The following is a 21,346-nucleotide window of genomic DNA, read 5'->3' on the forward strand; positions in this document are numbered from 1 at the left end:
AGACCTTCAGCCGGATCGAAACCTTGCAGACACTCGCCTCGCAGTTCCCCGAGCCCCTGTCCTGTTCCCCTTCTCCTGCCTAAGAGTTGCCCACCGTCCAGGTGTTCTGGCCGGCCAGCAGGGAGGTGAGGTCGCCGCGGCCCTGCCGGCTCTCGGCGAGGTCGAGCTGCTCGGCCATCTGTGTGTCGTAGACCGCTCGCTTGACGTCGCGCAGGACGCCGATCGGCGTGTGGTGCAGGGTGTCCGCGTCGGCGAGGCGGGTGAGGGCGAACGCGGTGGTGGGGCTGGTGGCGTGGGCGTCGTGGATCAGCGGGGTGGCGCCCTCGCGGGGGGCGATGCGCAGGTCGCCGTCGGCGTCGCGGACCACCGCGTGCTCGGCGCCCACCAGCACCGGTTGCCCGTGTTCGAGGCGGATCAGGGCCTCGTCGCGGGTGCCGGGCTCCTTGAGGATCTCGAAGGCGCCGTCGTTGAAGATGTTGCAGTTCTGGTAGATCTCCACCAGCGCGGTGCCCTCGTGCTGGGCGGCGGCGCGGAGCACGGACTGCAGGTGCTGGCGGTCGGAGTCGATGGTGCGGGCCACGAAGGTGGCCTCGGCGCCGATGGCCAGCGAGAGCGGGTTGAAGGGGGCGTCCAGCGAGCCCATCGGGGTGGACTTGGTGATCTTGCCGATCTCGCTGGTCGGCGAGTACTGACCCTTCGTCAGGCCGTAGATCCGGTTGTTGAAGAGCAGGATCTTCAGGTTGACGTTGCGTCGCAGCGCGTGGATCAGGTGGTTGCCGCCGATCGAGAGCGCGTCGCCGTCGCCGGTGACCACCCAGACCGACAGGTCGGGGCGGGCGGCGGCCAGGCCGGTGGCGATCGCCGGGGCGCGACCGTGGATGGAGTGCATCCCGTAGGTGTTCATGTAGTACGGGAAGCGCGAGGAGCAGCCGATGCCGGAGACGAAGACGGTGTTCTCCCGGCGGATGCCGAGCTCGGGCATGAAGGACTGGACGGCGGCCAGGACGGCGTAGTCGCCGCAGCCGGGGCACCAGCGCACTTCCTGGTCGGTCTTGAAGTCCTTCGCGGTCTGCGCGGCGTCCGCCTTGGGCACCAGTCGCAGGGCGGGGAAGTCGGTCATCGGGTCTCCTCCGCTTCGAGGGTGCCGAGCGCGGCGTGCAGCACGTCGGCGAGCTGGGCGGCCTTGAACGGCAGGCCGCGCACCTGGTTGTAGGACTGGGCGTCGACGAGGTACTTCGCGCGCAGCAGCAGGGCGAGCTGGCCGAGGTTCATCTCGGGGACGATCACCCGGTCGTACTGGCGCAGCACGGTGCCGAGGTTGGCGGGGAACGGGTTGAGGTGGCGCAGGTGGGCCTGGGCGACGTGGCAGCCGTCGGCCCGTACCCGGCGCACCGCGGCGGTGATCGGGCCGTAGGTGGAGCCCCAGCCGAGGACCAGGACCCTGGCCTCGCCGCTCGGGTCGTCGACCTCGACGTCGGGCACCTCGATGCCGTCGATCTTGGCCTGCCGGGTGCGGACCATGAAGTCGTGGTTGGCCGGGTCGTAGGAGATGTTGCCGGTGCCGTCCTGCTTCTCGATGCCGCCGATCCGGTGCTCGAGGCCCGGGGTGCCGGGCACCGCCCAGGGGCGGGCCAGGGTCTGCGGGTCGCGCAGGTAGGGCCAGAACGAGCCGTCGGGGCGGTTCGGGCCGGTGGCGAACTCGACGGTGAGGTCCGGGAGTTCGTCGACCGAGGGGATCTTCCACGGCTCGGAGCCGTTGGCCAGGTAGCCGTCCGAGAGCAGGAAGACCGGGGTGCGGTAGGTCAGGGCGATCCGGGCGGCGTCGAGCGCGGCGGTGAAGCACTCGGCGGGCGTCGCGGGGGCGACGATCGGCACCGGGGCCTCGCCGTTGCGGCCGAACATCGCCTGCAGCAGGTCGGCCTGCTCGGTCTTGGTCGGCAGGCCGGTGGACGGGCCGCCGCGCTGGATGTCCACCACCAGCAGCGGCAGCTCCAGCGACACCGCCAGGCCGATGGTCTCCGACTTCAGCGCCACGCCGGGCCCGGAGGTGGTGGTGACGCCGAGCGCGCCGCCGAACGCCGCGCCCAGCGCCGCACCGATGCCGGCGATCTCGTCCTCGGCCTGGAAGGTCCGCACGCCGAAGTTCTTGTGCCGGGACAGCTCGTGCAGGATGTCCGAGGCCGGGGTGATCGGGTACGAGCCGAGGAAGACCGGCAGGCCGGAGCGCTCCCCCGCGGCGACCAGGCCGTACGCGAGCGCCAGGTTGCCGGAGATGTTGCGGTAGGTCCCGGCGGGCAGCTTGGCCGGCGGGACCTCGTAGGAGACCGCGAAGTCCTCGGTGGTCTCGCCGAAGTTCCAGCCCGCCCGGAAGGCCGCCACGTTCGCCTCGGCGATCTCCGGCTTCTTGGCGAACTTCTGCCGCAGGAACAGCTCGGTGCCGTGGGTCGGCCGGTGGTACATCCAGGACAGCAGGCCGAGCGCGAACATGTTCTTCGCCCGCTCGGCGTCCTTGCGGGCCAGGCCGCTGTCCTTGAGGGCCTCCAGGGTCAGCGTGGTCAGCGGGACCTTGTGCAGCCCGAAGCCGTCCAGCGAACCGTCGCCCAGCGGGTCCTTGTCGTAGCCGACCTTCGCCAGCGCGCGCTTGGTGAACTCGTCGGTGTTGACGATGATCTCCGCGCCGCGCGGCAGGTCCGGCAGGTTGGCCTTGAGCGCCGCCGGGTTCATCGCCACCAGCACGTCCGGCGCGTCGCCGGGGGTGAGGATGTCGTGGTCGGCGAAGTGCAGCTGGAAGCTGGACACGCCCGGCAGGGTGCCTGCGGGGGCCCGGATCTCGGCGGGGAAGTTCGGGAGCGTGGACAGGTCGTTGCCGAACGCCGCCGTCTCCGAGGTGAACCGGTCGCCGGTGAGCTGCATGCCGTCGCCCGAGTCACCGGCGAAGCGGATGATCACCCGGTCCAGCCGTCGGATCGGCTTCGCCGAACGCCCGGGGCCCCCCTGCGGGCCGGCCTGCGCCGAGGCCGGATCGGACCGGCGCCCGTCGTCCGAGCCGTCCACTGCCTCTGACTGATCGACCTGACTGGTCACTGCCGCGGACCTCCTCGAAGGGCGCCAGCCGCGGGCGTGAGCCGTGTGCCCCGTCCGCCTGGTGCACCACTGGGCATCCTAAGCGGGCGGGGCACGGCTGGAAGGGAACTCGCACGGTCCGTCGGGTCAGGTCAGCAAGCCGTCAGAAGTCGAGGTACGCGAGCACCGCCAGAACCCGCCGGTGATCGTCCTGGCTCTGCCCCAAACCCAGTTTCTGGAAGATGTTCGACACGTGCTTCTCGACCGCACCGTCCGACACCACCAGTTGCTTGGCGATCGCCGCGTTGGTCCGGCCCTCGGCCATCAGGCCCAGCACCTCGCGCTCACGGGGCGTCAACTTCACCAGGGTGTCGACCTGTCGACTGCGGCTCAGCAACTGCTGCACCACCTCCGGGTCGAGCGCGGTGCCGCCCTGCGCGACCCGCACCACCGCGTCCTGGAACTCCCGGACCTCGGCCACCCGGTCCTTCAGCAGGTAGCCCACCCCGCGGGTCGAACCCGCCAGCAGCTCGCCCGCGTACTGCTCCTCGACGTGCTGCGACAGCACCAGCACGCCCAGCTCCGGATACCGCTTGCGCAGCTCCACGCAGGCCCGTACGCCCTCGTCGGTGTGCGTCGGCGGCATCCGCACGTCCGCCACCACCACGTCCGGCAGACCGTCCCCCGCGTGCAGCTCGTCCACCGCCCGCAGCAGCGCCTCCCCGTCACCGACCCCCGCCACGACCTCCATCCCCCGGTCCGTCAGCAACCGCGTCAGCCCCTCCCGGAGCAGCACGGAATCCTCGGCGATCACGACTCGCAACATAGGGCGAACCCTACCCAGCGAGGGAACCGATCAGGGGCTCTGGGGGCACCTCCCAGCCCCCCCTTGGGGCTGGGGGCGGAACTGCGAGAACCGGAAGGCGCACGTCGGCAAGATCGCGGCACGGAGAGCGACTTGCACGTGGGTGCGCCCCTACATCGTCCGGATCGCCACCGTGTCGCACAGCTCCTGCAGCGCCGCCTTCGCCGGGCAGTCCGGGAGCGGCTCCAGCAGCGCCCGGGCCTCCTCGGCGTAGCGCAGCGTCTCGCGGCGGGCCCGCTCCAGCGCCGGGTGGCGGCGCAGCAGCCGCAGGGCCTCGGCGTGGGCGGCGTCGTCCGCGGCGAGGTCGGTGTCGAGCAGCTCGCGGAGGCGGACGTCCTCGGGATCGGCCGGGTCGACCGGCATCTGACGGAGCAACAGCACCGGCAGGGTGGGGACGCCCTCGCGCAGGTCGGTGCCGGGGGTCTTGCCGGACTCCGCGCCGTCGGAGGCGATGTCCAGGACGTCGTCGGCGAGTTGGAAGGCGGTGCCGATCCGCTCGCCGTACTGGGTGAGCAGGTCGACGATCCACCGCTCGGCGCCGGCCATCAGCGAGCCGAAGCGGCAGGAGACGGCGATCAGCGAGCCGGTCTTGCCGGACAGCACGTCCAGGTAGTGGCGCAGCGGGTCGTCCTCCGGGCGCGGCCCGGCGGTCTCCAGGATCTGGCCGGTGACGAGCCGTTCGAAGGCGTCGGACTGGATCCGGACCGCTTCCGGGCCGAGGTCGGAGAGCACCTGGGAGGCGCGGGAGAACAGGAAGTCGCCGGTCAGGATGGCGACCGAGTTGTCCCAGCGGCTGTTGGCGCTCGGGGCACCGCGGCGGACCGGGGCCTCGTCCATCACGTCGTCGTGGTACAGCGTCGCCAGGTGGGTCAGCTCGACGACCACCGCGGAGGGCACCACGCCGGGCGCGCCGGGGTCGCCGAACTGCGCGGCCAGCATCACCAGCAGCGGCCGGAACCGCTTCCCGCCGGCCTCGATCAGGTGGCTGGCGGTCACCGTGATGAACGGGACGTCGCTCTTCACGGCCTCGACCAGGGCGGCCTCCACGGCCTCCATCCCGGCCTGCACATCGCGGGTCAGATCGCGGTCCTGCACGCTCAGCCCGAAGGGCCCCACGACGGTCACGCTGACCACTCCTGTCCCTGGTCGATCCACCGGGCCGGTCCCTCGGCTCCGCTGGTGCACATACAAGGCAGCGTATCCGGTCCCGAGTGGATCACTGCACGGGCATGGCCCTCCCCCACCAGGTGGCGGGAGCGGAACGTCCGGCCAAGGAAAGGCGAACGCTCAGCGCGGGAACACCCGCGCCAGATCCACCTCGACGGGGAACGGGAACGCGGTGCTCAACTTGCCGTGGTGCACCGCGACCCCGGGCGCGGGCGCGTAGACCCCGGTCTCGTCGTCCAGGTGGAACTCGTACACCACCGGCAGGTCGTCCTCGCCCCGCTCGACCCGCCAGAAGAACGGCACCCCGGCCTCGGCGTACATGCCGGGCTTGCGGAAGCGGTCGTCGCTACGCGAGCCGTGGGAGACCACCTCGACGGCGAGGGCGACGGCCGCGACCGGGACGCACTCCAGCGTGAAGAAGTCGAGCCCGGTGCGGTCGAAGACCACCACGTCGGGCTTGAGCACGTTGCAGGGGTCGACCAACACACACTGTTCGGCGTTGACCTGGTACGGATCGCGGCGAGCACTGCGAAGCGCAAAGCCCAGTTCGCCCCGCACGGTGTCGTGCCACAGATTGGTCATGCCACGAACCACGATCGCCCCATCCACCAACTCGAACTCGAAGGGCAGATCGAGGTCCTTGACCTGGTCGTAGGTCCAGCCTTCGGAAGGCGGGGACGTCCAGTCGATCGGTTCGGCAGTCATGGTCACCTCCTGCGCCCAGTCTATGGGCCGAGGCTATGGCGGCCAATGAAGCCGAAACGGTTCACCAGCTCGAAGATCACCCCTCGAACAGCCGTCCGGCCCCCGTCCCGGGGGTGGGAGGGGGCCGGCGGGTGAAGGAGGGTCAGCGGACGAAGAGGGAGGCCTTGGAGGCGAGGTCGAGGAAGTACTGGGGGAGCAGGCCGAGGCCGAGGGTGACCAGGACGCCGACGGCGATGGCGGTGGCGGTGAGGGGGCTGGGGACGGCGACCGCGGGGCCGGAGGGCTGCGGGTCGGAGAAGAACATCAGGACGATGACCCGGATGTAGAAGAAGGCGGCGACCGCGGAGGAGAGCACACCGACGATGACCAGCGGGGTCGCGCCGCCCGCGGCGGCGGCCTGGAAGACCGCGAACTTGCCGGTGAAGCCGGAGGTCAGCGGGATGCCGGCGAAGGCGAGCAGGAAGAGCGCGAAGACCGCGGCGAGCAGCGGCGAGCGCCGGCCGAGCCCGGCCCAGCTGGAGAGGTGGGTGGCCTCGCCCTTCGAGTCGCGCACCAGGGTGACCACGGCGAACGCGCCGAGGGTGACGAACGAGTAGGCGAGCAGGTAGAAGAGGACCGCCGAGACGCCGCGCTTGTCGGTGGCGATCAGGCCGGTGAGGATGAAGCCGGCGTGCGCGATGGAGGAGTAGGCGAGCAGCCGCTTCACGTCCTGCTGGGTGACGGCGAGGATCGCGCCGACCACCATGGTCAGGATCGCCACGCCCCACATGACGGGCCGCCAGTCCCAGCGCAGGCCGGGGAAGGCCACGTAGAACAGCCGCAGGAAGGCACCGAACGCGGCGGTCTTGGTGGCGGCGGCCATGAACCCGGTGACCGGTGTCGGGGCGCCCTGGTAGACGTCCGGGGTCCAGGAGTGGAACGGCACCGCGCCGACCTTGAAGAGCAGGCCGACCGCGAGCATGGCCAGGCCGATCAGCAGCAGCGCGTCGTTCTGGGTGGTGACGGCGAGCGCGGGGGTGACCGGGGCGACGCCGGAGACCACGTCGGCGATCTCGCCGAGTTGCACGGTGCCCGCGTAGCCGTAGATCAGCGCGGTGCCGAACAGGAAGAACGCCGAGGCGAACGCGCCGAGCAGGAAGTACTTGACCGCGGCCTCCTGCGAGAGCAGGCGGCGGCGCCGGGCGAGCGCGCACATCAGGTAGAGCGGGAGGGAGAAGACCTCCAGCGCCACGAACATGGTCAGCAGGTCGTTGGCGGCGGGGAAGAGCAGCATGCCGCCGACGGCGAACAGGGTGAGCGGGTAGATCTCGGTGGTGCGCAGGCCCTCGCGGGTCGCCTCGCGCTCCTGCTCGCCGCCGGGGACGGTGGCGGCCTGCGCGGTGAAGGCGTCGATGCGGTGGCCGTTGATGCGCGGCTCCAGCCGGCCCTCGGCGTAGGTGAGGACGGCGAGCACCGCGGTCAGCAGGATGACGCCCTGCAGGAAGAGCGCGGGGCCGTCGATGGCGACGGCGCCCATCGCGAGCAGTCCGGCCTTGGTGGTGGCGTGGCCCTGGGCGGCGAGCACCACCACCGCGGCGAAGGCGCCGCCGAGGCCGAGCAGGGACAGGCCCAGCTGGGTGGAGGCGCGCAGCCGGCGGGGCAGGAAGGCCTCGGCCAGGATGCCGAGCACGGCGGCACCGAACACCACGAGCATCGGCGAGAGTTCGCCGTACTCGATGTGCGGGGCGGGGATGCTCGGGCTGTTGCCGCCGGCGGCGGCCAACAGGTGGGTGGAGATCACTGGTGCTCACCTCCGGGGGTGGCGGCGACCGGGTGGGCCGGTGCGGGGTCGGTCTGGTGGACCTGGCTGAGGGTGTCGTTGACGGCCGGGTTGACCAGGTCGGTGAGCGGCTTGGGGTAGACGCCCAGCAGCAGGGTCAGGGCCACCAGCGGTGCCACGACCGCGAGTTCACGGACCTTCAGGTCCTGGATGCGCTCGTTGCCGGCCTTCACCGGGCCGGTCATGGTGCGCTGGTAGAGCAGCAGCGCGTACAGCGCGGCGAGCACGATGCCGAAGGTGGCGACGATGCCGATCGCCGGGTAGCGGCTGAAGGTGCCGACCAGGACCAGGAACTCGCTGACGAACGGCGCCAGGCCGGGCAGCGAGAGGGTGGCCAGGCCGCCGATCAGGAAGGTGCCGGCCAGCACCGGGGCGACCTTCTGCACGCCGCCGTAGTCGGCGATCAGGCGGGAGCCGCGGCGGGAGATCAGGAAGCCGGCCACCAGCATCCACGCGGCGGTGGAGATGCCGTGGTTGACCATGTAGAGGGTGGCGCCGGTCTGGCCCTGGCTGGTCATCGCGAAGATGCCCATGATGATGAAGCCGAAGTGCGAGATGGACGCGTAGGCGACCAGCCGCTTGATGTCCTTCTGGCCGATCGCGACCAGCGCGCCGTAGACGATGCCGATCAGCGAGAGCACCAGGATCGCCGGGGCGAAGTCCTTGGAGGCGTTCGGGAACAGGCCGAGGCAGAACCGCAGCATCGCGAAGGTGCCGACCTTGTCGACGACCGCGGTGATCAGCACCGCCGTCCCGGGGGTGGCCTCGCCCATCGCGTTGGGCAGCCAGGTGTGCAGCGGCCACAGCGGGGCCTTGACGGCGAAGGCGAAGAAGAAGCCGAGGAACAGCGCCCGCTCCGCGTTCGGGTCGATGGCGAGCTTGCCGGAGGAGATGGCGTCGGTCAGCGCGGTGAGGCTGAAGGTCGCCTGCCCCTGGTCTCCGGCCACCACGTACAGGCCGATCACGGCGGCCAGCATGACCAGGCCGCCGAGCAGGTTGTACAGCAGGAACTTGACGGCGGCGTAGGAGCGCTGGCTCGCCGAGTCGGGTCCGCCGGCCCGGTCGCCGAAGCCGCCGATCAGGAAGTACATCGGGATCAGCATGGCTTCGAAGAAGACGTAGAACACGAAGACGTCGGTGGCCAGGAAGGACACCAGCACCATCGCCTCGACCGCCAGGATCAGCGCGAAGAAGCCCTGGGTGCGGCGCTTGGACTCGAACGAGCCCTCCGGCACCGACGGGTCGGCGTCGTGCCAGCCGGCCAGCATGACCAGCGGCACCAGGACCGCGGTGAGCAGCACCAGGACGGTGCCGATGCCGTCCGCGCCGAGCGAGAAGCTGATCCCGAAGGACCGGATCCAGCTGTACGACTCGGTCAACTGGTAGCGGGCGCCGCCGGGTTCGAAGGTGGCGGCGACCGCGGCGGCCAGGCCGAGGGTGACGGCGGAGACCGCCAGCGCGACGGTCTTGGTGGTGCGCCGCCGGGCCTCGGTGGTGCCGGCCGGGAGCGCTGCGGTGAGCACCGCTCCGGCGGCCGGGACGGCACAGGTGGCGGAGAGGAGGTAGCTCATCAGACCGACCTCATCAGGAGAGTGGAGGCGACCAGCACCAGCGTGCCGCCGAACATGGAGAGCGCGTACGTGCGGACGTAGCCGGTCTGGATCCGGCGCAGCCGGCTGGAGATCCCGCCGATGGCGGCGGCCAGGCCGTTGACGAAGCCGTCCAGGGCCTTGCTGTCGAAGTAGACCAGCGTGGCGGCGAGCGCCGAACCGGGGCGCACCAGGACGGCGTGGTTGAAGTCGTCCTGGAGCAGGTCGCGGCGGGCGGCCCGGGTGAGCGCGGAGCCGACCGGCGGCGTGACCGGGACGGGGCTGCGGCCGTACATCAGGTAGGCGACGGCGACGCCGGCCAGCATGCACACCGTGGTGAGCGCGGTGACGGTGAGCGCGGAGAGCGGGGAGTGGCCCTCCTCGTGGCCGGTGACCGGCTCCAGCCAGTGCAGGAAGGAGCTGCCGATGGTGAACAGGCCGCCCGCGAAGACCGAGCCGAAGGCCAGCACGATCATCGGGATGGTCATGGTCCGCGGCGACTCGTGCGGGTGCGGCTCCTCGCCGGTCTCCGCGGAGACCTGCCAGCGCTTCTCGCCGAAGAAGGTCAGCACCATCACCCGGGTCATGTAGAACGCGGTGACGGCCGCGCCGACCAGGGCGCACAGGCCGAGGATCCAGCCCTCGGCGCCGCCCTTGGCGAACGCCGCCTCGATGATCTTGTCCTTGGAGAAGAAGCCGGACAGCCCGGGGAAGCCGATGATCGCCAGGTAGCCGAGGCCGAAGGTGGCGAAGGTGATCGGCATGTACTTGCGCAGGCCGCCGTAGTGACGCATGTTCACCTCGTCGTTCATGCCGTGCATGACCGACCCGGCGCCGAGGAACAGCCCGGCCTTGAAGAAGCCGTGGGTGACCAGGTGCATGATCGCGAAGGCGTAGCCGATCGGGCCGAGGCCCGCCGCCATGATCATGTAGCCGATCTGCGACATGGTCGAGCCGGCCAGCGCCTTCTTGATGTCGTCCTTGGCGCAACCGACGATCGCACCGAAGATCAGCGTGACCGCGCCGACCACCACCACGGCGGTCTGCGCGTCCGGCGCCAGGTTGAAGATCGCCGCGGAGCGGGTGATCAGGTAGACGCCGGCGGTGACCATGGTCGCGGCGTGGATCAGCGCGGAGACCGGGGTCGGGCCCTCCATCGCGTCGCCGAGCCAGGACTGCAGCGGCACCTGGGCGGACTTGCCGCAGGCGGCCAGCAGCAGCATCAGCGCGATCACGGTGAGCTTGCCCTCGCTCGCCTGGGGCGCGGTCTGGAAGACCGGCCCGAAGGCGAAGGAGCCGAACTGGACGAACATCACCATGATCGCGATGGACAGGCCCATGTCGCCGACCCGGTTGACGATGAACGCCTTCTTGGCGGCCGTCGCGGCGCTCGGCTTGTGCTGCCAGAAGCCGATCAGCAGGTAGGACGCGAGACCCACGCCCTCCCAACCGACGTACAGCAGCAGGTAGTTGCCGGCGAGAACCAGCAGCAGCATGGCGGCCAGGAACAGGTTCAGGTAGGCGAAGAAACGGCGCCGGCGCTCGTCGTGCGCCATGTAGCCCACCGAGTACAGGTGGATCAGCGTGCCGACGCCCGTGATCAACAGGACGAAGGTCATCGAGAGTTGGTCGAGCTGGAAGGAGACGTCGGCCTGGAAGCCGTTCACCGGGATCCAGGTGTACAGGGTCTCCGTGACGGCGCGGTGCTCGGCGTCCCGGCCGAGCATGTCCGCGAACAGGGCCAGCCCGAAGGCGAAGGAGAGTGCTGCCAGCAGGGTGGCGAGCCAGTGCCCGAACCGGTCCAGGGCCCGGCCGCCGAGCAGCAGCAGGGCCGCACCGGCCAGTGGCGCTGCCACCAGCAGCGGAATGAGAGAGTTCACTGAAGGGCCCTCCGCCTACAGCTTCATCAGGTTGCTGTCGTCGACCGAAGCGGAGTGCCTGGTCCGGAAGATGGAGACGATGATGGCGAGGCCGACCACGACCTCGGCCGCCGCGACCACCATCGTGAAGAAGGCGATGATCTGGCCGTCCAGGTTGCCGTGCATCCGGGAGAAGGTGACCAGCGCCAGGTTCGACGCGTTCAGCATCAGCTCGACGCACATGAACAGCACGATCGCGTTGCGCCGGATCAGCACCCCGGAGGCGCCGATGGTGAACAGCAGCCCGGCGAGGTAGAGGTAGTTGACGGGGTTCACTCCGCCGCCTCCTTCGTCTCCTTGGTCGGCACGGTCTCCAGGGCCTTGCGCGGCCCGGTCACCGGCGGACGGGCGGAGGACGGCCGGTCCAGCCAGTCGGCGGTGGTCTCCTCCAGCTCGGCCATCCGGCGCAGCATCTCCTGGCTGACGTCGCGGATCTGGCCGCGCTCGCGCAGGGTGCCCATCACCGAGTCCTCGGCGATCGTGCCGTCGGGCAGCAGGCCCGGGATGTCCACCGCGTTGTGCCGGGCGTACACGCCGGGGGCGGGCATCGGCGGCACCTGGATGTTGTCCTTGACGCGCTGGGCGGCGAGCTGACGCTGGGTCAGGCGCTCGACCACCCGCTCGCGGTGGGTCAGCACCATGGCGCCGATCGCGGCGGTGATCAGCAGCGCGCCGGTCACCTCGAAGGCCCACACGTACTTGGTGAAGATCAGCCGCGCCAGGCCCTGCACGTTGCCCTCGGCGTTCGCCTCGGACAGACCGGTGAAGTGCGACAGGTGCGCGTTGGCCAGGCCGGCGATCAGCAGCACCCCGAAGCCGAGGCCGCAGAGCACCGCGGCGACCCGCTGGCCCTTCAGCTGCTCCTTCAGGGAGTCCGCCGAGGTGACGCCGACCAGCATCACCACGAACAGGAACAGCATCATGATCGCGCCGGTGTAGACCACGATCTGCACCACGCCCAGGAACACCGCGCCCTGCGCCATGTAGCAGACCGCCAGCGCCAGCATGGTGGCGGCCAGGCAGAGCGCCGAGTGCACCGCCTTCTTCATCAGCAGCATGCCGAGCGCGCCGCCGACCGCGATCACGGCCAGCACCCAGAACTGCACGGCCTCGCCGGTGGAGGTCATGACTGCGCCTCCTTGTCGCGTGCGTGCTTCTCCTGCACCTCGGTGCCGGGCGCCGCGCCGGTGATCTCGCCCCGGTAGTAGGCGCCGTCGTCGGCGCCGGGGAAGATCGCGTGCGGGGTGTCGACCATGCCCTCGGTCAGCCCGACCAGCAGCTGCTCCTTGGTGAAGATCAGGTCCTGGCGGGAGGAGTCGGCGAGCTCGTACTCGTTGGTCATGGTGAGCGCCCGGGTCGGGCAGGCCTCGATGCACAGCCCGCACAGGATGCAGCGGGCGTAGTTGATCTGGTAGACCGCGCCGTAGCGCTCGCCGGGCGAGTAGCGCTCCTCCTCGCGGTTGTCGGCGCCCTCGACGTAGATCGCGTCGGCCGGACAGGCCCAGGCGCACAGCTCGCAGCCGACGCACTTCTCCAGGCCGTCGGGGTGCCGGTTCAGCTGGTGGCGGCCGTGGAAGCGCGGAGCGGTGGGCTTCTTGTACTCCGGGTACTGCTCGGTGAGCCGCTTCTTGAACATGGCCTTGAAGGTCACGCCGAAGCCGGCGGCCGGCCCGAGGACTGACTTCTCGGACTTCTCGGACGATTCCTCTGACATGCGCGCTCAGCTCCCTTCGGAATGGTCGGCCCCGTTGAGGGCGTCCTGGAGTTGCGGGGTCCGGCGACGGCGGCGCGGGACGGGCGGCAGTTCCTGGCCGGGCAGCGGCGGCACGGGGTAGCCGCCGGCCATCGGGTCGAAGGCGGGGGCCTCGGCCGCGGGCGGCTGCGCGGGCTTCTTGCGCAGCAGGTCGGTGACGAGCGCGAGCAGCAGGATCGCCGCCAGCGGGGCGCCGACGTACAGGATCACCTTGGCGAAGTCGTAGCCCTCGTTGCGCAGCGCCCGGACGGTGGCCACCATCACCAGCCACACCAGCGAGACCGGGATCAGCACCTTCCAGCCCAGCTTCATGAACTGGTCGTAGCGCAGCCGGGGCAGCGTGCCGCGCAGCCAGATGAAGAAGAACAGCAGCAGCTGGATCTTCAGGACGATCCACAGCATCGGCCACCAGCCGTGGTTGGCGCCCTCCCAGAAGGTGGAGATCGGCCACGGTGCGCGCCAGCCGCCGAGGAAGAGCGTCGAGGCGACCGCCGAGACGGTGACCATGTTGACGTACTCGGCCAGCATGAACATCGCGAACTTCAGCGAGGAGTACTCGGTGTTGAAGCCGCCGACCAGCTCGCCCTCCGCCTCCGGGAGGTCGAACGGGGCTCGGTTGGTCTCACCGACCATCGCGATGATGTAGACGATGAACGAGACCGGCAGCAGCACCGCGAACCAGGTCGGCTGCTGCGAGGCGACGATCTCCGAGGTCGACATCGAGCCGGAGTAGATGAACACCGCCGCGAAGGACAGGCCCATCGCGATCTCGTAGCTGATCATCTGGGCGGCCGAGCGGACACCGCCGAGCAGCGGGTACGTGGAGCCGGACGACCAGCCGGCCAGCACGATGCCGTAGATGCCGATCGAGGCGGTGGCCAGGATGTACAGCAGCGCGATCGGCAGGTCGGTGAGCTGCAGCGGGGTCCGGGTGCCGAAGATCGACACCTCGTCGCCGGCCGGGCCGAACGGGATCACCGCGAACGCCATGAACGCGGGGATCGCCGAGACGATCGGCGCCAGGATGTAGACCGCCTTGTCGGCGCCCTTGACCACCAGGTCTTCCTTGAGCGCCAGCTTCACGCCGTCCGCGAGGGACTGCAGCATGCCCCAGGGGCCGTGCCGGTTGGGGCCGATGCGCAGCTGCATCCAGGCGACGACCTTGCGCTCCCAGACGATCGCGATCAGCACCGTGAGCACCAGGAAGGCGAAGCAGAACACCGCCTTCAGCAGCACCAGCCACCACGGGTCGCGGCCGAAGAAGGCGAGCGTGTCGTAGGCAGCAGCGAGGCTCATGATTCCTCCGCCGGGGCGATGGTGACCAGGTGGCCGACCGTGGTGCCGAGGGCGCGGTGCACGCCGCCGTCCGGCGTCGAGTTGAGCGGCAGCCAGACCGTGCGGTCCGGCATCGCCGCGGTGATCTCCAGCGGCAGGGTCAGCGACCCGCCCGGGCCGGTCACCCGCAGCGCGGCGGTCGCGCCGAGTTCGGCGGCGGTGGCGGCGGAGATCCGCGCCACCACCGGGTGCCGGGTGCCCGCGAGGTGCGCGTCGCCGTCCTGCAGCGAGCCGTTGTCCAGCAGCATCCGGTGGCCGGCCAGCACCGCCTGGCCGGTGGCCGGACGGGGCAGCGGGGCGGGGTGCGCGGCCGGCGCGGCCGGGCGGTCGCCCTCCCACGGGGTGAAACGATCCAGCTCCAGGCGGGCGGCGCGGACGTCGGGCAGGCCGATCGGCCGGTCCAGGGCGTCGGCCAGCATGCTCAGCACCCGCACGTCGGAGTGCAGGTGACGCTGCATCAACTGGTCGGCCTTGATCGCCGGTTCGAACATCCGGACCCGGCCCTCCCAGTCCAGGAAGGTGCCGGCCTTCTCGGCGACCGCGGCGACCGGCAGCACCACGTCGGCGTGCGCGGTGGCGGCGGACGGGCGCAGCTCCAGCGAGAGCACGAACTCGGCCCGGGTCAGCGCCTCCTCGGCGAGCGCCGGGTCGGGCAGGTCCTCCAGGCCGACGCCGCCGAGCACCAGCGCGTCCAGGTCGCCCTGCACGGCGGCGGCCAGGATCTGGCCGGTGTCCCGGCCGGTGCGGGCGGGCAGCTCGGCGACGCCCCAGTGGGCGGCGGCCTCGGCGCGGGCCGCGGGCACCGCGACCGCGCGGCCGCCGGGCAGCAGCCCGGGCAGCGTGCCGGCCTCGACCGCGCCGCGCTCGCCGGCCCGGCGGGGCACCCAGGCGAGCCGGGCGCCGGTGGCGTGGGCCAGCCGGAGCGCGGCGGTCAGGCCGCCGGTGGTCTGCGCCAGGCGCTCGCCGACCAGGATCACCGCGCCGGGCGAGCGCAGCGCGTCCGCGCAGCGTCCGGCGTCGTCGGCGAGCACCTCGTCGCCGGCCAGCGCGCCGAGCCACTCGGCCTCGGTGCCGGGGGCGGCGGGCAGCAGCGCGCCGTGCAGCTTGGCCAGGCCGCGGGTGGCGTGCGAGGCGATCGCGAAGACCCGCAGCCCGCTCGCCCGGTTGGCCTTGCGCAGCCGCAGGAAGACGATCGGCGCCTCCTCCTCGGCCTCCAGTCCGACCAGCAGCACGGCCGGGGCGGCTTCGAGCTGACGGTAGGTCACCCCGGTGCCGTCCAGGTCGGTGCCGTGTCCGGCGACCGCGGCGGCCAGGAAGTCGGCCTCCTCACCGCTGTGCGGGCGGCTGCGGAAGTCGACGTCGTTGGTGCCGAGCGCGACGCGGGCGAACTTGCCGTAGCCGTAGGCGTCCTCGACGGTGACCCGGCCGCCGGCGAGCACCGCGGCGCGGGCGCCGCGCAGGCCCTCGGCGGCCCGGGTGAGCGCCTCCGGCCAGGAGACCGCGACGAGTTCACCGTCCTGCCGGACCATCGGGGAGGTGAACCGGTCGCGCTGCTGGGCGTAGCGGAACGCGAACCGGCCCTTGTCGCAGTTCCACTCCTCGTTGACCTCCGGCTCGTTGCCGGCCAGGCGTCGCATCACCTTGCCGCGCCGGTGGTCGGTGCGCTGCCCGCAGCCGGCCGAGCAGTGCTCGCACACGCTCGGCGAGGAGACCAGGTCGAACGGGCGGGAGCGGAACCGGTAGGCGGCGGAGGTGAGCGCGCCGACCGGGCAGATCTGGATGGTGTTGCCGGAGAAGTACGAGTCCAGCGGCTGGTCGTCGCCGGTGCCGACCTGCTGCAGCGCGCCGCGCTCGACCAGGTCGATGAACGGGTCGCCGGCGATCTGCTGGGAGAAGCGGGTGCAGCGGGCGCACAGCACGCAGCGCTCGCGGTCCAGCAGGACCTGGGTGGAGAGCGGGATCGGCTTCTCGTAGGTGCGCTTGTGCCCCTCGAACCGGGACTCCGCGTCGCCGGTGGACATCGCCTGGTTCTGCAGCGGGCACTCGCCGCCCTTGTCGCAGACCGGGCAGTCCAGCGGGTGGTTGATCAGCAGCAGCTCCATCACGCCGCGCTGCGCCTTCTCGGCGACGGGCGAGGAGAGCTGGGTGCGCACCACCATGCCTTCGGCGACCGGGATGGTGCAGGAGGCGACCGGCTTGCGCTGCCCCTCGACCTCCACGATGCACTGGCGGCACGCCCCGGCGGGGTCGAGCAGCGGGTGGTCGCAGAAGCGCGGGATCTGGGTGCCGATCTGCTCGGCGGCGCGGATCACCAGCGTGCCCTTGGGGACGCTGACCTCGACGCCGTCGATGGTGAGCGTGACCAGCTCGGTCTGGGTGGAAGGCTCCGTGACCGTCACGCGTGCACCTCCCTCTCGGTGGTGGACTCGTGGACGGAGGCCCGGCCGGCCCAGACGGTGGACGCCGCCGGGTCGAACGGGCAGCGGTGTTCGTTGATGTGCTGCTCGTACTCGTCGCGGAAGTGCTGCAGCGAGGAGACGATCGGGCTGGCCGCGCCGTCGCCGAGCGCGCAGAAGGACTTGCCGTTGATGTTGTCGGCGATGTCCAGCAGCTTCTCCAGGTCGCCCGCCTCGCCCTGGCCGGCCTCGATCCGCTCCAGCAGCTGGACCAGCCAGTACGTGCCCTCGCGGCAGGGGGTGCACTTGCCGCAGGACTCGTGGGCGTAGAACTCGGTCCACCGGGTGACCGCGCGCACCACGCAGGTGGTCTCGTCGAAGACCTGCAGCGCCTTGGTGCCGAGCATGGAGCCGGCCGCGCCGACGCCCTCGTAGTCGAGCGGGACGTCCAGGTGCTGGTCGGTGAACATCGGGGTAGACGAGCCGCCCGGGGTCCAGAACTTGAGGCGGTGCCCGGCCCGGACGCCGCCGGAGATCTCCAGCAGCTGGCGGAGCGTGATGCCGAGCGGGGCCTCGTACTGGCCGGGGTTGGTGACGTGCCCGGAGAGCGAGTACAGCGTGAAGCCGGGGGACTTCTCGGTGCCCAGCGACTTGAACCAGTCCTTGCCGCGGGCCAGGATCGGCGGCACCGAGGCGATCGACTCCACGTTGTTGACCACCGTCGGGCAGGCGTACAGGCCGGCGATGGCGGGGAACGGCGGGCGCAGCCGGGGCTGGCCGCGGCGGCCCTCCAGGGAGTCCAGCAGCGCGGTCTCCTCACCGCAGATGTACGCGCCCGCGCCGGCGTGCACGGTGATGTCCAGGTTGATGCCGGAGCCCTGGATGTCCTTGCCGAGCAGCCCGGCCTCGTACGCCTCGGCGACCGCCGCCTGCAGGCGGCGCAGCACCGGGACGACCTCGCCGCGCAGGTAGATGAAGGCGTGCTCGCAGCGGATCGCGTACGAGGCGATGATCATGCCCTCGATCAGCGAGTGCGGGTTGGCGAACAGCAGCGGGATGTCCTTGCAGGTGCCCGGCTCGGACTCGTCGGCGTTCACCACCAGGTAGTGCGGCTTGCCGTCGTTCTGCGGGATGAACTGCCACTTCATGCCGGTCGGGAAGCCGGCGCCGCCGCGGCCGCGCAGTCCGGAGTCCTTCACCAGCGCGATCACCTCGTCGGGGGCCATCGCGAGGGCGCTGCGCAGGCCGTCGTAGCCGCCGTGCCGGCGGTAGGTGGCCAGGGTCCAGGGACGCTGGTCGTCCCAGGAGGCGGAGAGCACCGGGGAGAGCAGCTTCTCGGCCGGCTCGGCGGAGGTCATCACGCTTCCGTCCCTTCGTGCCGGGGGGAGACCACCTTGGCGCCCGGGGTGCCGGGCAGCGCCTCGCCCCTGGCCAGCCGCAGTCCGGCCAGCGAGGGGGCACCGCCGGCCCCGGACTCGTCGACCGCGCCGGGCCGCTGGTCGGCGAAGCCGGCCAGCATCCGAGAGGTCTCCTTGAACGAGCAGAGCTTGGCGCCGCGGGTGGGGTGCACCTCGGTGCCGGCCCGCAGCTGGTCGACCAGCTGCTTGGCGCTCTCCGGGGTCTGGTTGTCGAAGAACTCCCAGTTGACCATCACCACGGGCGCGTAGTCGCAGGCCGCGTTGCACTCGATGTGCTCGATCGAGATCGAGCCGTCCTCGGTGGTCTGGTTGTTCTCGATCCCGAGGTGCTGCTTCAGCTCGCCGAAGATCTGGTCCCCGCCGAGCACCGCGCACAGCGTGTTGGTGCACACGCCGACGTGGTACTCGCCGGCCGGGCGCCGCCGGTACATCGTGTAGAAGGTGGCGACCGCGGTGACCTCGGCGGTGGTCAGCTCCAACTGCTCGGCGCAGAACCGGATCCCGGTGCTGGAGACGTACCCCTCCTCGGCCTGCACCAGGTGCAGCAGCGGCAGCAGCGCCGAGCGGGAGTGCGGGTAACGGCCGATCAGTTCGGCGGCGTCGGCGGCCAGTCGCTGCTCCACCTCCGGCGGGTAGGGCTTGGCCGGCATCGCCGGCAGGCCGAGTTCTGTGCTGCTCACCGGTCCACGCCTCCCATCACCGGGTCGATCCCGGCCACCGCAACGATCACGTCGGCCACCTGGCCGCCCTCGCACATCGCCGCCATCGTCTGCAGGTTGGTGAACGACGGGTCGCGGAAGTGCACCCGGTACGGCCGGGTGCCGCCGTCGCTGACCACGTGCACCCCGAGCTCGCCCTTGGGCGACTCGACGGCGGCGTACGCCTGGCCGACCGGGACGTGGAAGCCCTCGGTGACCAGCTTGAAGTGGTGGATCAGAGCCTCCATCGAGGTGCCCATGATCTTCCGGATGTGGTCGAGCGAGTTGCCCATGCCGTCCGGGCCGACGGCCAGTTGGGCCGGCCAGGCGATCTTCTTGTCGGCCACCATCACCGGTCCGGGCTTCAGCCGCTCCAGGCACTGCTCGACGATCCGCAGCGACTGCTTCATCTCCTCCAGGCGGATCAGGAACCGCCCGTAGGAGTCGCAGGTGTCGGCCACCGCGACGTCGAACTCGTAGTTCTCGTAGCCGCAGTACGGGTCGCTCTTGCGCAGGTCGTGCGGCAGGCCGGTGGAGCGCAGGATCGGCCCGGTGGCGCCGAGCGCCAGGCAGCCGGGCAGGTCGAGGAAGCCGACGTCGACCAGCCGGGCCTTGAACACCGGGTTGTCGGTGGCGAGTTTGTCGTACTCGTGCATCCGGGAGCGGAGCAGCTTGACGCCCTCGCGGATCTGGTCGACGGCGCCGGGCGGCAGGTCCTGGGCCAGGCCGCCGGGGCGGACGTACGCGTGGTTCATCCGCAGGCCGGTGACCAGCTCGAAGATGTCGAGGACGACCTCGCGGTCACGGAAGCCGTAGATCATCAGGGTGGTGGAGCCGATCTCCATGCCGCCGGTGGCGAGCGCCACCAGGTGCGACGAGATCCGGTTCAGCTCCATCATCAACACCCGGATCACGGACGCCCGTTCGGGGACGTCGGCGGTGATCCCGAGGAGCTTCTCGACGGCCAGGCAGTAGGCGGTCTCGTTGTACAGCGGGGTCAGGTAGTCCATCCGCGTCACGAACGTGGTGCCCTGCACCCAGTTGCGGAACTCCATGTTCTTCTCGATGCCGGTGTGCAGGTAGCCGATGCCGCAGCGGGCCTCGGTGACCGTCTCGCCGTCGATCTCCAGGATCAGCCGGAGCACACCGTGGGTGGACGGGTGCTGCGGGCCCATGTTGACGATGATCCGCTCGTCGTCGGCCCGGGCCACCGCCTCGGCGACCTCGCCCCAGTCGCCGCCGGTGACGGTGAAGACCCGTCCTTCGGTGGTCTCCCTGGAGCCTGCTTCGTAATGGGTGCTGCTCATCAGGTGTACGACCTCCGCTGGTCGGGCGCCGGGATCTGCGCGCCCTTGTACTCGACGGGGATGCCGCCGAGCGGGTAGTCCTTCCGCTGCGGGTGCCCCAGCCAGTCGTCCGGCATCATGATCCGGGTCAGCGCCGGGTGGCCCTCGAAGACCAGGCCGAAGAAGTCGTAGGTCTCCCGCTCGTGCCAGTCGTTGGTCGGGTAGACGCTGACCACGGACGGGATCCGCGGGTCCGCGTCGGGCGCGGTCACCTCCAGCCGGATCAGCCGGCCGTGGGTGATCGAGCGCAGGTGGTAGACGGCGTGCAGCTCGCGGCCCTTGTCGTGCGGGTAGTGCACGCCGCTGACGCCGAGGCAGAGCTCGAAGCGCAGCGCCGGGTCGTCGCGCAGCGTGCGGACGGTCTTCAGCAGGTGCTCGCGGGCGATGTGGAAGGTGACCTCGCCGCGGTCGACCACGGTCTTCTCGACCACCTCCGCGACGTCCAGGCCCTGCTCCTCCAGCGCGCCCTCCAGCTCGTCGGCCACCTCGTCGAAGTAGCCGCCGTACGGACGCTCGCTCGGGCCGGGCAGCACGATCGGGGCGGTCAGGCCGCCGAAACCGGAGGTGTCGCCGGTGTCCTGGGCGCCGAACATGCCCTGCCGGGTGCCGACCACCTCGACCGGGATCTCCCGCCGGGTGGCGGGGACTTCGGGCTTCTCGGGCTCGGTCATCGCAGCAGCCCCCGCATCTCGCTGATCGGAGTGGCCCGCAGCGCGAACTGCTCGGCCTCCTCCTCGGCCCGGCGGCGGTTCACGCCGAGCTTCTCGTGCTGGATCTTCTCGTGCAGCTTGATGATCGCGTCCAGCAGCATCTCCGGGCGGGGCGGGCAGCCCGGCAGGTAGATGTCGACCGGGACGATGTGGTCGACGCCCTGCACGATCGCGTAGTTGTTGAACATGCCGCCGGAGGAGGCGCACACGCCCATCGAGATGACCCACTTCGGATTCGGCATCTGGTCGTAGACCTGCCGCAACACGGGGGCCATCTTCTGGCTCACCCGGCCCGCCACGATCATCAGGTCGGCCTGCCGCGGCGAGCCGCGGAAGACCTCCATGCCGAACCGCGCCAGGTCGTAGCGACCGGCGCCGGTGGTCATCATCTCGATCGCGCAGCAGGCCAGTCCGAAGGTGGCGGGGAAGAGCGACGCCTTCCGCACCCACCCCGCGGCGGCCTCCACGCTGGTGAGCAGAAAGCCGCTCGGCAGCTTCTCCTCGATACCCATCAGTTCCCTCTCAATGCCCTCAAGTCCGGTGGCTTGTCCGCCCGTTCACAA

18 protein-coding genes are annotated in these 21,346 nt (G+C 70.9%); all 18 read right to left on the reverse strand.

Going from position 1 to position 21,346, the window contains the following annotated elements:
• Positions 1-79 precede the first annotated feature (79 nt).
• The 18 genes from AB0K51_RS16650 to AB0K51_RS16735 all read right to left on the reverse strand — a co-directional run bounded on the left by AB0K51_RS16650 (position 80) and on the right by AB0K51_RS16735 (position 21,295).
• On the reverse strand, positions 80-1,120 hold the full coding sequence (locus tag AB0K51_RS16650; RefSeq protein WP_363455228.1) for a 2-oxoacid:ferredoxin oxidoreductase subunit beta: 1,041 nt from the start codon (positions 1,118-1,120) through the stop codon (positions 80-82).
• Complete coding sequence (locus AB0K51_RS16655; RefSeq protein WP_363455376.1) at positions 1,117-2,967, reverse strand: 2-oxoacid:acceptor oxidoreductase subunit alpha; 1,851 nt, start codon at positions 2,965-2,967, stop codon at positions 1,117-1,119. The genes AB0K51_RS16650 and AB0K51_RS16655 overlap by 4 nt, the downstream gene beginning before the upstream one ends.
• 259 nt (positions 2,968-3,226) lie before the next feature.
• Entirely contained in the window at positions 3,227-3,886 is a 660-nt protein-coding gene (locus AB0K51_RS16660; RefSeq protein ID WP_363455379.1) for a response regulator transcription factor, read from the reverse strand.
• A gap of 153 nt (positions 3,887-4,039) precedes the next feature.
• Positions 4,040-5,053 carry a polyprenyl synthetase family protein gene (locus AB0K51_RS16665; RefSeq protein WP_363455231.1) on the reverse strand — a complete coding sequence of 338 codons (1,014 nt, stop codon included), beginning with the start codon at positions 5,051-5,053 and terminating at the stop codon, positions 4,040-4,042.
• A 162-nt stretch (positions 5,054-5,215) separates the two neighbouring features.
• A complete protein-coding gene (locus AB0K51_RS16670; RefSeq protein ID WP_363455233.1) occupies positions 5,216-5,800 on the reverse strand; it encodes a Uma2 family endonuclease in 585 nt (194 codons plus the stop codon).
• A 142-nt stretch (positions 5,801-5,942) separates the two neighbouring features.
• The gene (gene nuoN, locus AB0K51_RS16675; RefSeq protein ID WP_363455236.1) at positions 5,943-7,580 is read right to left on the reverse strand and encodes an NADH-quinone oxidoreductase subunit NuoN; all 1,638 of its coding nucleotides are present in this window, start codon (positions 7,578-7,580) and stop codon (positions 5,943-5,945) included.
• Positions 7,577-9,190 (reverse strand): NADH-quinone oxidoreductase subunit M, encoded by a 1,614-nt coding sequence (locus AB0K51_RS16680; protein ID WP_363455239.1) that lies wholly within the window; start codon positions 9,188-9,190, stop codon positions 7,577-7,579. The genes nuoN and AB0K51_RS16680 overlap by 4 nt, the downstream gene beginning before the upstream one ends.
• Entirely contained in the window at positions 9,190-11,088 is a 1,899-nt protein-coding gene (gene nuoL / locus AB0K51_RS16685) for an NADH-quinone oxidoreductase subunit L (protein WP_363455242.1), read from the reverse strand. Before nuoL ends, AB0K51_RS16680 begins: the two co-directional genes overlap by 1 nt.
• A 15-nt stretch (positions 11,089-11,103) precedes the next feature.
• A complete protein-coding gene (gene nuoK, locus AB0K51_RS16690; protein WP_099901806.1) occupies positions 11,104-11,403 on the reverse strand; it encodes an NADH-quinone oxidoreductase subunit NuoK in 300 nt (99 codons plus the stop codon).
• Entirely contained in the window at positions 11,400-12,254 is an 855-nt protein-coding gene (locus AB0K51_RS16695) for an NADH-quinone oxidoreductase subunit J (protein WP_363455246.1), read from the reverse strand. Before AB0K51_RS16695 ends, nuoK begins: the two co-directional genes overlap by 4 nt.
• Positions 12,251-12,841: an NADH-quinone oxidoreductase subunit NuoI gene (gene nuoI / locus AB0K51_RS16700; RefSeq protein WP_363455249.1), complete on the reverse strand. Its 591-nt coding sequence runs from the start codon at positions 12,839-12,841 to the stop codon at positions 12,251-12,253. Before nuoI ends, AB0K51_RS16695 begins: the two co-directional genes overlap by 4 nt.
• Positions 12,842-12,847: 6 nt before the next feature.
• Positions 12,848-14,176 (reverse strand): NADH-quinone oxidoreductase subunit NuoH, encoded by a 1,329-nt coding sequence (gene nuoH, locus AB0K51_RS16705; protein WP_363455252.1) that lies wholly within the window; start codon positions 14,174-14,176, stop codon positions 12,848-12,850.
• Positions 14,173-16,614, reverse strand: a complete 2,442-nt coding sequence (locus tag AB0K51_RS16710; RefSeq protein WP_363455255.1) for an NADH-quinone oxidoreductase subunit G — start codon at positions 16,612-16,614, stop codon at positions 14,173-14,175. The genes nuoH and AB0K51_RS16710 overlap by 4 nt, the downstream gene beginning before the upstream one ends.
• Positions 16,611-17,969 carry an NADH-quinone oxidoreductase subunit NuoF gene (gene nuoF / locus AB0K51_RS16715; protein WP_363455258.1) on the reverse strand — a complete coding sequence of 453 codons (1,359 nt, stop codon included), beginning with the start codon at positions 17,967-17,969 and terminating at the stop codon, positions 16,611-16,613. The genes AB0K51_RS16710 and nuoF overlap by 4 nt, the downstream gene beginning before the upstream one ends.
• A complete protein-coding gene (gene nuoE, locus AB0K51_RS16720) occupies positions 17,969-18,679 on the reverse strand; it encodes an NADH-quinone oxidoreductase subunit NuoE (RefSeq protein WP_363455382.1) in 711 nt (236 codons plus the stop codon). The genes nuoF and nuoE overlap by 1 nt, the downstream gene beginning before the upstream one ends.
• Before the next feature lie 26 nt (positions 18,680-18,705).
• Positions 18,706-20,034: an NADH-quinone oxidoreductase subunit D gene (locus AB0K51_RS16725; protein WP_363455260.1), complete on the reverse strand. Its 1,329-nt coding sequence runs from the start codon at positions 20,032-20,034 to the stop codon at positions 18,706-18,708.
• Positions 20,034-20,744, reverse strand: a complete 711-nt coding sequence (locus AB0K51_RS16730; protein ID WP_363455263.1) for an NADH-quinone oxidoreductase subunit C — start codon at positions 20,742-20,744, stop codon at positions 20,034-20,036. Before AB0K51_RS16730 ends, AB0K51_RS16725 begins: the two co-directional genes overlap by 1 nt.
• Positions 20,741-21,295, reverse strand: coding sequence for an NADH-quinone oxidoreductase subunit B family protein (locus tag AB0K51_RS16735; protein WP_363455265.1), 555 nt, complete (start codon positions 21,293-21,295; stop codon positions 20,741-20,743). Before AB0K51_RS16735 ends, AB0K51_RS16730 begins: the two co-directional genes overlap by 4 nt.
• Positions 21,296-21,346 lie beyond the last annotated feature (51 nt).

Source organism: Kitasatospora sp. NPDC049285 (genome assembly GCF_040678815.1).
Taxonomy (GTDB): Bacteria; Actinomycetota; Actinomycetes; order Streptomycetales; family Streptomycetaceae; genus Kitasatospora.